The organism is Noviherbaspirillum autotrophicum, from assembly GCF_000818395.1.
In the GTDB taxonomy this organism is placed as follows: Bacteria; Pseudomonadota; Gammaproteobacteria; order Burkholderiales; family Burkholderiaceae_D; genus Noviherbaspirillum; species Noviherbaspirillum autotrophicum.
In genome coordinates, this window is record NZ_JWJG01000028.1 from 511720 (window position 1) to 527052 (window position 15333).

At 62.8% G+C, this 15333-nt stretch carries 13 protein-coding genes; 6 read left to right on the plus strand and 7 right to left on the minus strand.

Features of this window, described 5'->3' with window-relative positions; translation table 11 throughout:
• Positions 1-223: 223 nt before the first annotated feature.
• Both TSA66_RS28175 and TSA66_RS03590 read left to right on the plus strand, forming a co-directional pair.
• Positions 224-580: an HNH endonuclease gene (locus TSA66_RS28175; RefSeq protein WP_084199262.1), complete on the plus strand. Its 357-nt coding sequence runs from the start codon at positions 224-226 to the stop codon at positions 578-580.
• A gap of 1005 nt (positions 581-1585) precedes the next feature.
• A complete protein-coding gene (locus TSA66_RS03590; protein WP_040039013.1) occupies positions 1586-2611 on the plus strand; it encodes a hypothetical protein in 1026 nt (341 codons plus the stop codon).
• Here TSA66_RS03590 and TSA66_RS03595 read toward each other — a convergent pair.
• Positions 2589-3599 (minus strand): ribose-phosphate diphosphokinase, encoded by a 1011-nt coding sequence (locus TSA66_RS03595; protein ID WP_232429400.1) that lies wholly within the window; start codon positions 3597-3599, stop codon positions 2589-2591. The genes TSA66_RS03590 and TSA66_RS03595 overlap by 23 nt on opposite strands.
• 16 nt (positions 3600-3615) lie before the next feature.
• On the opposite strand from TSA66_RS03595, the gene TSA66_RS03600 reads away from it, so the two are divergent.
• From TSA66_RS03600 to TSA66_RS25340, 4 genes are all read left to right on the plus strand, one after another.
• Entirely contained in the window at positions 3616-4575 is a 960-nt protein-coding gene (locus TSA66_RS03600) for a hypothetical protein (protein WP_040039015.1), read from the plus strand.
• A 372-nt stretch (positions 4576-4947) separates the two neighbouring features.
• Positions 4948-5652 (plus strand): SRPBCC family protein, encoded by a 705-nt coding sequence (locus TSA66_RS25335; protein ID WP_052452084.1) that lies wholly within the window; start codon positions 4948-4950, stop codon positions 5650-5652.
• Positions 5653-6073: 421 nt separating this feature from the next.
• Complete coding sequence (locus TSA66_RS03610; RefSeq protein ID WP_040039016.1) at positions 6074-6946, plus strand: SGNH/GDSL hydrolase family protein; 873 nt, start codon at positions 6074-6076, stop codon at positions 6944-6946.
• Positions 6947-7135: 189 nt separating this feature from the next.
• Positions 7136-7807, plus strand: coding sequence for a hypothetical protein (locus TSA66_RS25340; RefSeq protein WP_198358704.1), 672 nt, complete (start codon positions 7136-7138; stop codon positions 7805-7807).
• Positions 7808-7940: 133 nt separating this feature from the next.
• Here TSA66_RS25340 and TSA66_RS03625 read toward each other — a convergent pair whose 3' ends face one another.
• The 6 genes from TSA66_RS03625 to TSA66_RS03645 all read right to left on the minus strand — a co-directional run bounded on the left by TSA66_RS03625 (position 7941) and on the right by TSA66_RS03645 (position 15269).
• Positions 7941-8117 carry a hypothetical protein gene (locus TSA66_RS03625; RefSeq protein WP_157691590.1) on the minus strand — a complete coding sequence of 59 codons (177 nt, stop codon included), beginning with the start codon at positions 8115-8117 and terminating at the stop codon, positions 7941-7943.
• A gap of 183 nt (positions 8118-8300) precedes the next feature.
• Positions 8301-10820 (minus strand): glycerol-3-phosphate 1-O-acyltransferase PlsB, encoded by a 2520-nt coding sequence (gene plsB / locus TSA66_RS03630; protein WP_052452086.1) that lies wholly within the window; start codon positions 10818-10820, stop codon positions 8301-8303.
• A gap of 24 nt (positions 10821-10844) precedes the next feature.
• The gene (locus TSA66_RS26745) at positions 10845-11003 is read right to left on the minus strand and encodes a hypothetical protein (RefSeq protein ID WP_157691591.1); all 159 of its coding nucleotides are present in this window, start codon (positions 11001-11003) and stop codon (positions 10845-10847) included.
• A gap of 4 nt (positions 11004-11007) precedes the next feature.
• Positions 11008-11685 carry an SOS response-associated peptidase gene (locus TSA66_RS03635; RefSeq protein WP_040039020.1) on the minus strand — a complete coding sequence of 226 codons (678 nt, stop codon included), beginning with the start codon at positions 11683-11685 and terminating at the stop codon, positions 11008-11010.
• A 91-nt stretch (positions 11686-11776) separates the two neighbouring features.
• Positions 11777-13258 (minus strand): aldehyde dehydrogenase family protein, encoded by a 1482-nt coding sequence (locus TSA66_RS03640; protein WP_232429401.1) that lies wholly within the window; start codon positions 13256-13258, stop codon positions 11777-11779.
• A 265-nt stretch (positions 13259-13523) separates the two neighbouring features.
• The gene (locus TSA66_RS03645) at positions 13524-15269 is read right to left on the minus strand and encodes a cation:proton antiporter domain-containing protein (RefSeq protein ID WP_040039021.1); all 1746 of its coding nucleotides are present in this window, start codon (positions 15267-15269) and stop codon (positions 13524-13526) included.
• Positions 15270-15333 lie beyond the last annotated feature (64 nt).

Consider the following 15333-nt stretch of genomic DNA (forward strand, 5'->3'; position numbering starts at 1 on the left):
ACAATCTTTACCGAAAACCTTTTAACGTCAAACACTTAAGTTAATCTTCGACTTAGCGAAACTGACTTTCCGAGTTCTCAACTAGCTTGCCTCCAATCGGGGAATAAGCCAAAATTACCGCGAGCGGCTCTTTAGAGCGCTTGATGGGCCAATACGAGTGACTCGATTGGTACCCGTGATGCTCTCAGGGCGAGCGGGGTTTCATTTTCCTATGGAGCCTCTTATGCCCAATTCTCTGAGTCGTTCCCGTTCTATTGCCCACACCTGCCAAGGCGGCCGCTGCTATTACTGTCACGTGCCCACTTGGCTCAACATCCCTGACCAATTTGCTTTCCAGTACCGGTTGTCTCCGAACGAAACTCGCCTTTTGCAAGCGACTGCAGAACACCTAACTGCACGGCAAGATGGTGGGAGTAACGCACGCCCCAATATTGTCGCTGCGTGCTACTTTTGTAACTCCCGTCGCCATCGTCGCAAAACCCCTCCGTCGCCGGAAGCGTACAAGCTTCGGGTGGAAAGACAGATTGCGAAGGGCCGCTGGCACTCGTCGCGGATACTTGAGCGAACCGCAACCACATGAGGTTCCAGGGCCAGTCTGTACTTAACAGACTCTTGGCCAGTGAAGCCAATTATTGCTTCTTGGGGCCCGCCCCGGGTTTCGGCGGGGCGTTTCCTCGTCCTGTGCCCGAACGGCTGCCTGTTTTGCTTGGCCAGTTCCCTCCCGGGTACCCGGTTAGCTGTTGACCGCTGTCCTTGCTTCCGCCTTTGCCAGTTCCTTTGCTCATGACAATTACCTCAAATTCAAAGTCACGATATGAGTCATGCTGACACAGTAGGTCTGGCCGTGGAGAGATGTTTGAGGAATCGCAGAGGAAGCGGGTTTGTTGGTGCGATGCGGCAAAAGACGGTATTTTAGAAATGATGAAGAATAGATTCTCTGAACGCGGGGCGCACTTACGTATTTCCTGCAGGCTCTGGTAGGCTTCTCTGCTATAAATTTCAGCATTTACTAAATCAGTTAATACCTTCTAATACCGCGTACTTGGACGATAGTCGTCGGGATTTCTGTACATGCTGATGAGGGCGGCATCAGATTACGCGGCTGCTAATTCTCGTGCTGCGACGCAACAAATGTTGTCTAACTTGCTGATTTTTATGGATTTGGGCCATCAGCGTAATAACACCCGGCGGCAACAAAAAAGCCCGCTAGCCTTGCGGTAGCGGGCGAACTCTTCTTTGGCATCAGCAGGGAGATGGCTGATGCACACACCTTACCTGAGGGCGCCGGGTTTCTCCTGTCTTATTACACTCGATTACCAGGAATACAGACAGATACATTTTATGCCTGCCGTGTAACAGCCTTCGGCCGCTCGCTTCGATAGGCGTGGTGCGTTGCCAGCATCGCAGACGCGATGGCGATCAAATGTTTTCCCGAAGAAGGCGGCTATAGTAAAAAGACCGAGTCGCGGATGAGCGCATCCTGGCCGACATTTTTTCATCCGATTCGGCTGGCACCAGCGTGCGGCGGCGCGACCGGACACCAATACCGGCTGGAATGCAACGCCCATGAGGACGAGGCGGCGTGATGGTTTCCCTCGAATCGAAGCTTGCTTTTTTACGGCAACCGGATAGTTTCCCGGAGGCTGGTGTGCGAGTGGAAACGGTCGAGACCCATATGTCTTGGGTGTTCCTGACCGCGCGGCATGCGTACAAGCTGAAAAAGCCGGTGCGCTATGGCTTGCTGGATTTCAGCACGGTGGAGGCGCGCCGCTTTTACTGCGAGGAAGAGCTCCGCCTGAACCGGCGTCTTGCGCCGGACGTTTACCTGGCTACCGTTGCCTTGGCGGTCAATGCGCAGGGGCATCTCGCGTTGTCGGACCAAGGCAGCATCGTCGACTGGTTGGTCAAGATGCGGCGCTTGCCGGCGGAGCGCATGCTCGATGCCATGATCAAGGCTGATGCCGCGCATGCCGCGCACATGCACAAGGTCGTGGCCTTGCTGGTGCGCTTTTATGGACATTGCGCAGCGGCCGACATTGGCCCGGCCGAATACCGTGCCCGCTTCGCGCGCGACATCGCGCTAAACCGCGCCGCGCTGTGCGATCCCCGTTACGGCTTGCCGGCGCCAAGAGTGGAACGGATTTGCGCCGCACAGCATGCGTGGCTGGCCGACAGAGGCGCGTGGCTCGATGCGCGCGTTGCCGCTGACCGAATCGTTGAGGGCCATGGCGATCTGCGGGCGGAGCATATCTGCCTGGAGGATGTGCCAGTCATTATCGATTGCCTGGAATTCTCGCGTGACTTGCGCCTCACCGACACCGCCGACGAGCTGGCGTTCCTGGCACTGGAATGCGAACGACTGGGCGCGGTCGCTCTGGGCGACGCGCTGCTGAGCGCCTATCGCGACCTTTCCGAGGACGCGTCCGATCCGGGCCTTATCCACTTTTACCAAAGCGTGCGCGCCTGCCTGCGGGCGCGCATCACGATTTCTCATCTGAACGAGGAACAGTTCCGCCATTCGTCAAAATGGCAACTCCGCGCCCTGGCCTATCTCGATTTGGCGGAGCGCCATGCGCAGGCAGGGGACGTCACTCCTGCAGCAACTCGGTGAGCGATCCGCCATCATGCAGCCTGCGAATCGCTTCCGCAAACAGAGCCGTGCTGTCGAGTACCGTCAATTTCGCTGTGAGTGGGCTGGCGCCGAGGCGAAACGGCGGTACCGTGTCGACCACGACCAGCCGCGCCAGCGCGCTGTCGGCCAGCACCGTGGCGGCATCGTCCATGAACAGGCCGTGGGTTGCCGCCGCCAGCACTTGGCGCGCACCGCGCTCGCGGCAGGCGCGGGCGGTACGCGCGATCGTGGCGCCGCTGCTGATGAGGTCGTCGACGATGATCGCGGTTCTTCCGCCGACCTCTCCCACCAGCAGCTCGCCGCTGACCTTGCCTTCGCTGCGGTGCTTCTCCGCGAACGCGGCGCCGACCGCCTTGCCCAAGGTGTCGGCCAGGCGCTGGCGGAACTGTTCGGCGCGCTTGATGCCGCCTGCATCGGGCGACACGACGACCACATCCTCGTCCTGCAACGAAGGCGCAAAATGATCGACAAACAGCCCGTTTGCCTCCAGGTGTTCGGTGCGGCAGCGGAACGCATTCTGGTAGGCGGCCAGGTTATGCACATCCATCGTCAGCACCGCATCACACCCCACCGCCTCGAACAGCGCGGCCACGTAGCGGGTGGTGACGGGGTCGCGCGGCTTGGTCTTCCTGTCCTTGCGCGCATAAGCGAGATAGGGCACGACCGCGGTCACCCTGGCCGCCGCCGCATCCTTGAGCGCGCCGACGAAAAACAGCAGGCGGCACAGCTTGTCGTTGCCGCTTTGCCGCTCGTCGCCGTACAGCGAGTGGATCACCATCACGTCGGCGCCGCGCACACTGGTCAGCGGCCTGGCCTTGTGCTCTCCATCTTCGAATTCGCGCTCTTCGTGCGGCGACAGCGCAAGGCCCAGATGGCCGGCAACCCGCTCGCCGAACGCCCGGCTTGCCTCCAGCGCGAAAACGCGCAGCTCAGGTTGTGCCGTGGACTGCATTGTGTGCGTGCTCATGGGTGTCGCTCCTGTCATGGCATATTTTGATGTGTTCAACGGCGATGCGGACGGCATGTGCGCGCTGCTGCAGCTGCGCCTGGCCGAGCCGCGCGACGCGCAGCGCATCACCGGGCTCAAGCGCGAAATCGCCCTGCTGCAGCGGGTGCGGGCGCAAGCGGGCGACACGGTCACGGTGCTCGACATCTCGCTCGACGCCAATCGTGCGGCACTCATGTCTTTGCTGCGGCGCGGTGTGGCGGTGGACTACTTCGATCATCACGGAAGCGGCGCGGTGTTGCGCCATCCCGCCCTGCACGCGCTGATCGATCTGGCGCCACAGACGTGCACCGCCATGATCGTGGACCGCTATCTGCATGGCAGATATCGCCGCTGGGCGGTCGTGGCAGCCTTCGGTGATAACTTCGCAGGCTCGGCCAGAAAGCTTGCCGATACGCTGGCACTCAGTGGGCAGCAGGTCGCCGCGCTGCAGGAACTGGGCGAATGCCTGAACTACAACGCCTACGGCGATACCGCTGCCGATCCATTGCTGCATCCTGCCGCGCTGTACGCGATCGTGCAGCGCTACGACGACCCATTCCGATTCATGCAGGCAGAGCCCGTGTTTCCGATGCTGCGGCAAGCGCGCCGGCAAGACATGGCGCTGGCCAGCCAGCTTGAACCGTATGCGCAGTTTGCCGGCGGGCGGATATACCTGCTTCCCGATGCGGCGTGGAGCCGCCGCGTGCGCGGCGAATTCGGCAACTGGCTTGCCAATGCACGGCCGCAGCTCGCGCACGCGATCGCCACGCCCAACCACGCGCTCGGATACACGGTCAGCGTGCGTGCGCCGCTGTCGGACCGGCGCGGCGCGCGCGGTCTGTGCGTCCAGTTTGAAACCGGCGGCGGGCGCGAGGCAGCTGCGGGCATCACGCATCTTCCCTGCGAGCGCTGGCCGGATTTCATTTACGCCTTTGCGCGTGCCTTTGCGCGGTAAGTTCCCCCGGATCTCGACGAAATGCGCTTCGTGCAAGGGGGTAGTCATGCGCTGCGGGAATTCCATGGCGGCCGGGCAGGAGGTGGACACGCCTTCAGTCTATGCCGCGCCAGAAGCGGTTGCCATCTTCTTGCGAAAAAATGCGGCGCACGCGCGGTATGAATGACAGGCGAGGCTACCTTTTCCCCGCGTTCTTCTTGTCCGGGCGCCGGGTGTGTCCCATGGACTCTCCTCAGGCACGGCTTTCGCTTCCACTATCCTCTTCCCGCCACAAGCCTTTATCTGTAGAAAGCGCGGAATGCCGCACGGTTTGTGCGCGGCCAACGCGATGCGCACGGCGCATGCATTTCGACCAAGACGAGGAGCACCAGCATGGCAACCATTCAGCAATCGATCGACGTTCGCGTGCCGATCCACACGGTATACAACCGGCTCACCCGGTTCGAGGACTATCCGTGCTTCATGGATGAAGTGAAAAACGTGCAGCAGCTCGATGACACCCATCTGCACTGGACCAGCATCATGGCGAACCGCTCCGTGGAGTGGGATGCGGAAATCACCGAGCAGGAAACCGACCGCTGCATCGCCTGGCACAACACCAGCGGCCCGACCAACGACGGCAGGGTCGAGCTGCAACCCGTCGGACCGGACGCTGCGCGCGTGATCTTCACGCTGCACAATGAACCGGAACAAGTGCCGGGCTCGATGGCTGGCAACAGCGAGCAGGCGCTGGCGTTGCAGCTCAAGCTGGACATGGCACGCCTGAAGGATTTCATCGAAGCGCAAGACATGCATGCCGCCGTGCCAAGCCGCGCCAGCGGGCACAGTGCCGGGCAGCAGGAGGGCCTGGCCGAATCGACGCAGGGCGAGCGTGGCAGCCCGCGCAATGCGCCGGTGCCGATGGAGAGTTATGCGGCCGGCTCCGAAGGTTTCAGCGGCGAGGAGCAAGCCGCGCAGCCGTTGGCATCATCCATGCGCAACGCGGCTGAACAGCGCAACGATTCGGCCGGCACATCGAGGCCGGACATGAGTGGCCGCACTTCGGCTGGTTCCGGCAAGGGCGACGCCAAAGCGTGACCCATGTGCGGCGCGCCGCAGGAGGACCTGCAGCGCGCCGCCCAACTGAGGGATGACTTGAACGTGGGGCGTTCCCCGCTTCAGATCGCAGCTCGTTGTCGCGCTGTGGCGCTTCTGTGACAGCGCCGCCATGCATTACTTAATGACAGTTTGCCGGTGGCAGGCGATGCCTGTCTCGCAAAATACGGCAGGCCAAGTGATTTTTATCGCAACACTCCCGCCAATATTCCCCTCTGATTTTCGCTTCCAGGAAACTTCTTGTAAGCAATCCTGTCTTTCTCACGGTTAATACGCTCCACGGCTTTGCATATTGATATCGGCATTCCGGTGGTCGCCCCGGCGCTCTGGCGCGGGCAGGACGCACCGGGCCGCGCCAACAGGCAATTGCCGCCGGACCCATCCACCGTTTTTGAAATTTGACATGAAACTATCCTCACTCCTCGCCGTCGTTCCATTCCTGCTCGCCGCCTGTGGCGGAGGAAGCAGCAGTCCCGAGCAAGCCGGCGCGAGCCAGCCGGCCGCCACGGTCTTGTCCGCAGAGCCGAGCGCACCGGCGCCCGCGCAGGCCGCTGCCGTACCGGCAGATGCCGCCCAGAGCGCCTCGACGCCAGCCGCTTCCACGCAACCTGCCGCATCGGCGAACACATCCGCGCAAAGCAGCCCTACGCCGACCTCCACGGCCACGCCGACGCCGACTGCAACCGATTCAACGCCCGCGTCGGGCGCGCCGGTGCTGGTCGAGTACTATGGTGACTCGATCATCTGGGGCTGGCTGCCGAACAATGACTGGGTGCGCGTCGACCAGCCGGAACCTGCCGTGGTCGGCGCCGATACCGGCCTGAACGTGCAGAACATGGGCAGTCCGGGCCGCCTGGCCGAGCATGCGCTCGCCGGCGACAGCGTCTATCCGGCCTGGGACCAGCAGATGGCCAATTCCAAGGCGACCCATGTCGTGATCGAATATCACTCGCACGACACCGTGGCCGACACGACTGCGCGCGTGCGCAAGCTGATCCAGGTCGCCAAGGCCAGCGGCAAGAAAGTGATCGTCGAGACGATCGGGCCGGGCAACCACTCCGGCAACCTGAGCTGGGAACAGATTTCGCAGGCGCAGCGCGATGCGGCAACCGCCGAGAACGTGCCGGTGATCGACCAGTCGGCTTACCTGAAAGACTACCTGACGAGCAGCGGCAAGACGGTGTGGGATATCTGTGCCGACGGCTTGCATCCCAATCCGGACATCTACGTGATGAAAGGGCATTACGCGGCCAAACAGCTCACTGTCCTGAAGTAATCGCATGAATGCAAACGGCATGTGCTCCCATGTCTTAGCCGCCTTGCCGTGCGTATTTGAGAAGAGTCAATTTGCCGAAAGGCGATTGGCTCTCGCCATCGCATAGTTGACCTTGATTAAACGGCAATCTTTCTGCGCAATCTACTCTCCCCTCTTATTACTTGAATTTCATTAATAAAAAAGGGGGGAATGGTTATGCGCAATGTGGCAGCAACAACTGCTGTCGTATGGGTTCTGGCCGCATGCGGTGGCGGCGGTACAAACAGCCCGGCCTCTACGACGCAAAACACCAATACCAGCCAATCCACGAACACAAGCTTGCCGGCGACAAGCACCGTCAACGGAACCAGCTCGCCCTCCGGCACCGCGGCGAACACGCTCGTCGGTTCCAATGGCGATCTCGGCAAATATGTGGGAACGTGGAAGTCCGGATGTGAAGTCCGCGGATCTAGCGCTGCGGCGGCGTCAACCAGCGCGTCCGATTCCACCACTTCCACCACTTCGGGCAACGCGAGTAGTGTGATCTACTATTACGGCATCACCAGCATTGATTTTCTCTCGGTAAGCGGCAACACGCTGGCGGGGCAATCGACGGTCCAGTCGTACGAGGATAGCGCTTGCGCCAAGCCCATGTCGAATCCCAATGACGGCACGGTAGCTATTACGCTGGCCTATCAGGGGAACACGACGCTCGCACCCAATGCGACTTACTCGGGCAGCGCGGACAACGTCTCGATCAGCGTGGCGGGCGAGACGTCGCCCTCGACCGGATATATGGCGTTTGACCCAGGCTATGGCAAGCTCTATACAAACCAGAGCACGACGTTTGACAACGATTCATTTGTGTTCACGAAGCAGTAGCGCAACGCTTTTGCGAGAAAGAGCTTGCGGACAGGGTGTTTCTCGCGCTCGCCACCAATATGGCGGACGCAAAAAAACGGCTGGCGGACAGGGTGCCCGGCAGCCGTTTTGTCATGACGGAATTACCCGATGATCAATGCGCCCCTTTCGCATTATCGATGGAAGAATCGGGAAACTTGGCCAGCCGCTGCTCCAGGCCGGCTGCCATCCGGTCCAGCACGCGCAGCCGCGAATGCGCCGTATAGTCTTCCAGCAGCTTTGCCTGGGTTGCTTCCCTCAATACCGATATCTCGGCGCGTACTTTATTCAATCTCCACTCGTAATACCACTTCATCACAATCCTCACCTGTCCTCGTAACAAACACTATACAAAGCCTTACATTGGCTATAGACCAACAGGTTGGAAAATTTGTTCCGTACGGAAAATAAATTTCGTCGGCGACTAAGATGGGATTTGTAACGGTTGTTGCTTTCACCGATGCGATGATGTATTTCAGGCAGCCTCCCGGCGCGCGTCATCGTCCGGAGCGCCCGTGTCGGTGTCGGCCCGCGCCATGTGCAGGATCGCCTGCCGCACGTCGATCGGCAGCACGAAGCGCGCTTCGCCCGAAGCCTTCTGCAGCGCCTCGCCGAAGTGGATCTTGCCGTCCTCGCGCAGTTCGGCGCGGCCGTTCTGCGTGAGCGTGTCAATGAAGATGCGGAAGATCGCCTTGTCGAAGAATTCGGGCGCATTGAATTCGCGCAGCAGCGACAGGCGCTGCGCCTGCAGATGGCACAGCGCTTCCAGCTCGGCCGGCGTGATCACTCCGGAGCCCTTCTGGTGCAGGGTGGCGAGCGTGATGAAATAGCGGATCAGGGTCGGGCGCAGCGCCTGGCCCAACAGCGCCAGCTGCGCATATTCGTCGCTGAGGATGTCGGGCGCCGCATACACGTCGTCGCGCTCGGACCTGACAAGCCATCCCATGTCGGACAACGCGTGCAGGCAGACCCCGATCGCCGCATCGATTTCGTCGTCGCTCCAGCGCAGGCGCAGCTCGGCGCGCAAGAACGGATACACCGCGTGCGCCAGGCGCAGCAGGTGCTTGTGGTTCAGGGTGCGGTTCTGCGTCAGCAGGCTGGCGATCAGCGCCGGCAGCGCATACAGGTGCAGGATATTGTTGCGCATGTAGGTCGTCAGCACCGCGTCGTCCGGCGTGAAGTACAGTACGTCGCCCAGCGCATGCGTCTGGCGCTGCAGCAGCTTGAGCTTTTCGCAATAGGCGATGATGTCCGTGCCCGGCAAGGCGGTGACCTGTACCCGCCCGGCATACGGCGCGGCTTGCGCCAGCCGGCGGCAGGCGTCGAGCTGGCGCGCCAGCTGCTGGGCGTCGAGCGCATGGCGCGGCGCGGCCAGGAGCACCAGGCTTACCAGGTTGACCGGGTCGACCACCGCCGCGGCATTGATGCCGTTGGCGATGCGCGCCTTGAGCTCGTCGATGCCGGCCGCCAGCCACGCCGGGCGCGCGTCTTCGGCGACTTCCTCGGCGCGCCAGTCCGCATGCTGGGCCGCCAGCACATCGGCCAGCCTGATCGGCTCGCCGAAATTCACGTGCACCTTGCCGAAATTGTGTTTCAGTTCGCGCAGCGACGACAGCAGGTCGAACAGCGACTCCTTCTTCTTCGGCCGTCCCATCAGCTCGCCGACGTAGGTGCGGCCCTCGAACAGCTTTTCGTAGCCGATATACACCGGCAGGAAAGCAATCGGGCGCGACGAGTCGCGCAAGAAGCTCTGCACCGTCATCGACAGCATGCCGCCCATCGGCGGCAAGAGGCGTCCGGTGCGGCTTCTGCCGCCCTCGACGAAATACTCGATCGGATAGCCCTTGGCGATCATCATGTGCAGATATTCGTTCAAGACCGCCGCATACAGCTTGTTGCCCTTGAACGAACGGCGCAGGAAGAACGCGCCGCCGCGCCGCAGGAAGCCACCCAGGAGCGGCAGGTTCAGGTTCACGCCGGCGGCGATGTGCGGCACCATCAGGCCGTGGTTGAACACCACGTACGACAGCAGCAGGTAATCGATGTGGCTGCGATGGCAGGGCACGTAGATGATTTCATGGTCGACTGCGGCGCTCGTGACGGTGTCGAAGTTGCTGACCTCGACGCCATCGTACAGCCGCGTCCACAGCCAGGTCAGAAAGCGCCGGAAGATCAGGATCACCGGATACGAATAGTCGGACGCGATTTCCCACGCATAGCTGCGCGCCTGCGCCTGGGCGCGCCGCAGTACGGCCGGCCCGCCGCCCTGGTCCTGCGCCAGCGCATCGATGGCGGCGCGCACGCGCGGCGCTTCCAGCAAGCCGCCGAGCTGAGTGCGGCGGTGCGACAGGTCGGGGCCGATGGCGATTTCGCGCTGGTGGCGGAAATGCGCGCGCAACACCCGCGCCAGCTTGCGCAGCGTGACTTCGCGGTCCCGGTCTTCGTCAGCGATCGCCCGCAGCGACAGCGGCGCGGAAAAGCGCACCAGCGTGTTACGGCCATGCAGCAGCACCGTGAACAGCCGCCTGAACGCGCGCTGCCGCCCCCAGCTCTCGGCGAAGATCAGCTTCCAGATCGAGTGTTCCTTGTCCGGCGCGCGCCCCCACAGGATCGACACCGGCACGATCTGCACGTCGAACGTGGGATCGCTGTGGGCGGCCGCCACCAAGCGGCGCATCAGGCTGGAATAGGCCGGCGCACCCCGTGCGAACAACCACGGGCGCGGGCGCGACAGGAAGAAGAACGAGCGCGAGTCGCGCACGCGGCGCGCCGCCAGCGGCTTGAGTGCCGCAGGCAGGCCGCCGGCATCCGTCTCGCGCGACAGCACCAGCAGGTTCGACAGGAAGCGGCGCTGCAGCACGTACACGACCGGCTTGTCGGGATCGAGTTCCAGCGATGCCGGCTCTTGCGGCAGGACGTGTGTGCGAACCCAGAGATAAAGCAGCTTGCGTGCTGCGTGCAGGAGGGGGCGGTCAATGCCGAGGATATTAAGCATTCCATTCGGGCAAGTTTTGGGCCTTCATTCTAGCCGGTTTGACTGCGCGAAATGGCGAAAACGCTCCCGGTAACTGTAGAGCTTTACCTCTGAAAAATGGATCGGTGCCCGCCGCCAGTCCTTCATGCGTGCGATGCGCAGCCCGTTCGCGGGCAGGGGACGCACGGCGCTGTCGGCACGCATGCCGTTAGCCTTCCGGCAGCATCTCCTGCTGCGCGCCGTGGCCGCTGCGCGGCGCCGGATGCGCCACCAGTTGCTCGGCCGGATAGCGTTCGAAAAAGCGTGCTGCATCCTGCGTGTCGCAGGTCAGCCAGGCGTCATACTGGTCCGGCCGCAGGATGACGAGCATGCGCTTTTCATCGCCGGGTTTGTGGAACCGCTGCATCAGCGGATGGCCGTCGGCATTGATCGTCAACATGGAAAACGACAGCAGCGCCAGCCCGCCGTCCTGCGCCGGGCGATATTCCCAGATGCCGGCGATGCCGAGCGGGCCGCCCTCGGCGTCGGCGATCTCGTAGCGTTCAGCCTTGCCCGATTCATAGGAGGGTTCGTAAAAGGAGGCGACCGGCACGATGCAGAATTGCTGGTGCTTGTAGGCATGACGAAATGCGGGCTTGCTCGCCACCGTTTCCGTGCGGGCGTTGTAGGTCTGGCGCGCCAGCTTCAGGTCGGCCCAGTGCGGCACCAGGCCGAACATGCCGAGCGCGCAGGCGCGGTCGCCGGCCACGGCATCGGCGCGCGGCAAGCGGATCAGCGGCGCCATGGATGCCGGAAAAGCTTCAGCCTTGTATGCCGAATCCGGCGGCGCCACGCCGAAATGCTGTTGCAGCTGATCCCGCGTGGAAGGACGGTAATTGGCGCACATGGCTATGTCTGGATAGTGCAAGGGGCAAGGCAAGGAAAGTGGGCGTCGGGATGCGTTGGCGGGTAATGCCGACGCATCCCGAGTGCAGCAATCACACCATCGGCAGCCGCAGCGTGTCGGTCACGCTGCGAATCATGCGGCGCTTGGCCTTGGTAAAGGGCGGAAAGAACATCTTGACGAGCATGAGCGGCGTTGAGCGCAGCACCGCGCGCTCATGCGAGAACGCCATGAAGCCGTAGTGGCCGTGCGCGCTGCCGATGCCGGAATTGTTGACGCCGCCGAACGGCAGCGCGCCATGGGCGAAGTGCATCACGCAATGATTCACGCAGGCGCCGCCGGAGGTGGTGCGTGCCAGCACCAGGTCGATTTCCTGTTGCTTGCGGCTCCAGATGTACAGCGCCAGCGGCTTGGGGCGGGCATTGATATCGGCGATCACCTGGTCGAGCTGGGCATAGCCGAGGATCGGCAGCACTGGCCCGAAAATTTCCTCTTCCATGATGTGCGAATCCATCGGCACGTGGTCGAGCAGGGTGGGCGCGACGTAGCATTGCGCCACATCGATTTCGCCGCCGGCCTCGACCTGTGCGCCGCGCGCAGTTGCATCCGACAGCAGGGCGGCGACGCGCTGGGTGTGGCGTTGGTTGACGATGCGCGTGAAGTCCGGGCTGCGCTTTTGCTCTCCCGCGCTCGCGCCGTAACGCTGCTGCAGCACCTTGCGGCACTGCGCGACAAAGGCTTCCTTGACCGAGTCATGCACGTACACATAGTCGGGAGCGATGCAGGTCTGGCCGGCGTTGAGGAACTTGCCCCACATGAGCGTTTCCGCCGCCAGCTTCAGGTCAGCGTGCTCGGTGACGATGGTCGGCGACTTGCCGCCAAGTTCGAGCGTCACGCTCGTCAAGTTTTTCGCAGCCGCGGCCATCACGACTTTTCCGATGGCTGGCGAGCCGGTGAAGAAGATATGGTCGAACGGCAGCGCCAGCAGCGCCTGCGACGTGGCGGGTCCGCCCTCGAACAGCGCCACTTCGCAGGCCGGGAAAACCTCGGCGATGATGCGCGCCATGAGCGCCGACACGGCCGGCGTCATTTCGGATGGCTTGATGATGGCCGTGTTGCCGGCGGCCAGCGCCGACACCAGCGGGCCGAAGCACAGGGAGAGCGGATAGTTCCACGGCGCGACGATCAATACCCGGCCGCGCGGCTGGTACTGCATCCAGGCCGAAGTGCCGAGCATGGTGGACGTCGGCCAGACGCGCTTCGGTTTCATCCAGCGCTTGACGCGGCCGATCGCGTGGCGCATCTCGTCCATCACCGGCAGCAGTTCGGACGCCTCGACCTCGGACGGCGACTTGCGGTAATCCTGCATGAACGCTTCATAAAATTCCTCGCGCCGCGCCATCATGGCGCTGCGCAGCTTCTTGATGCGCGCAATGCGTTCGGCGGCGGTGGATTGGCGCCAGCGCAATGCCGTCTCCAGCTGGCTGTCGAACACCGCACCAATCTGTGCGGGGTCGCTTTCGGCCAGCGGCGGGACCGGGACAAGGGGCTGGCTGGAGAGGTTCATGCTCATCATCGTGCTCCATAAGAAAATGGGGCTGGTTGTCGCTAGCCCATTGAGGGGGGATGGCTGCAGTGTCGCGTTCGTTTCGTACGAATCTTCCATACTGCCGGCGCGCGCGGCTTGCGATTTCTCAAGTGGCCAATCGCAAAATACGCATGCAAATTTGCTGGGCCGCTACGTTGCAACGGAGATGCCCGGCATGACGGCCAGGAATAGGATGGTAATCAGCGCAGCATCGGCACGCAACAGAGCAACATTGACCCGGGAAGCCGTGCCGTCACGGCACCGTCTCCCCTTCCAGCGCCGCAATCTGTCGCTCGCGCTCGCGCTGGATCAGGTAGGCGGCGGCGCCTTCGGAGATGCCCAGCGTCTGCAGCACGAAGGACGACAATTGCAGGCTCGACTCCAGCGTTTCCGGGATGACGACGGTGGCGCCGGCCTGCTTCAATGCGCGCGCATGCTTTTCGTCGCGCGAGCGGGCAAAGATTTGCACGTGCGGCAATTCGCGCCGGATGCCGCGCACCGCGTTGAGCGCGGAGGCGGGATGGTCCATGGTCAGGACGATCGCCGGCGCGAGATCGGCATGCGCCTTGCGCAACAGTTCGGCACGCGCGGCGTCGCCGAAGTAAATCGGGAATCCTGCCGCGCGCAGGCGCGCGACCAGCCGCGCGTCGTTTTCAAAGGCGATATACGGAATCTTTTGCGCGCTCAGCAGCTGCGCCAGCATCTGGCCGACGCGGCCGAAACCGGCGATGATGACCCGCCCGCCGGCCGCATCGGGCACCGCTTCACCTAACGCCTGCTCATGGTGGCGCTGTTCCCAGTGCTCGCCGATGGTGTGGCCGATGCGCGCGGCCAGCGGCGTCAGGAACATGCTCAGGCTGACCACCAGCATGATGAACTGCCCGACCGGCGGCGCCACCAGATGCGTGGTCATGGCATAGCCGACCACGATGAACGCGAACTCGCCGCCTTGTCCCAGCAGCAGGCCGCCTTCGAAGGCGCGCGCCCAGCCAAAGCCGCCGATGCGAAACAGCGCGGCCAGCACGCATGCCTTGATGGCGAACAGGCCGATCACCGACAGCGGAAGCCACAGCGGCGAGGCGATCACTTCGCGCACATCGATGGCCATGCCGACCGACATGAAGAACAGCCCCATCAACAGGCCGCGGAACGGCTCGATCGTGATTTCGACCTCGTGCTTGAATTCGGTTTCGGCCAGCAGCAGCCCGGCCAGGAAGGCACCCAGCGCCATCGACAGGCCGGCCGAGGCGGTCAGGCTGGCGATGCCCAGCGTGCTCAGCAGCGTGAGCGCCATGAATACGTCCGGCTGGCGCTGCCGGGCAAACGAGCGGAACAGCGGGCGGATCACGCGCCGGCCGATCAGGTAGATGAGCACGATGGCGCCGATCGACTTGGCTACGGTGACGGTCACCAGCGACGCCAGACCTTCGCTTTGCCCGCTCGTGAGCACGCCGATCAGGATCAGCAGCGGCACCACCGCCAGGTCCTGCATCATCAGGATCGAAAAGCCGGCCTGGCCGAGCGGCGAACTCATCGAGCGCTGTTCCGCCATCAATTGCATCACGACTGCAGTCGACGACAGCGACAGCACGAAGCCGAGCACCAGCGCCGCTTCCAGCGAGTTGCCGAAGAAATAGGCAATGCAGCCGATGATCACGGCGGACAGGCAGACCTGGGCGGTGCCGGCGCCGAAGACCCAGCGGCGCAGCGTCCACAGGCGTTCGGCCGACAGTTCGAGTCCGATCATGAACATCAGGAACAGCACGCCCAGTTCGGCCAGTGCCTCGACGCCTTCCACGCGCGAGACGGTCAGATAGCCGAGCCAGGGCACCGCCTTGGCCCACAGGCCGAGTCCGAACGGGCCGAGCAGTGCGCCCACTGCCAGAAATCCGAGCACCTGGTTGACGCGCCAGCGCTGCAAAAGCGGAATGAGGATGCCGGCGAGCGAAAGGAACAGGAGCGTTTCGCGCAAATAGGGTAGGGCGTGTTGTTCTTGCACGGTTGACTGACGGATGAGTGGGCCGCTGCGCCGGGCATACCCGGCACAGTCCGACGTGCATTTT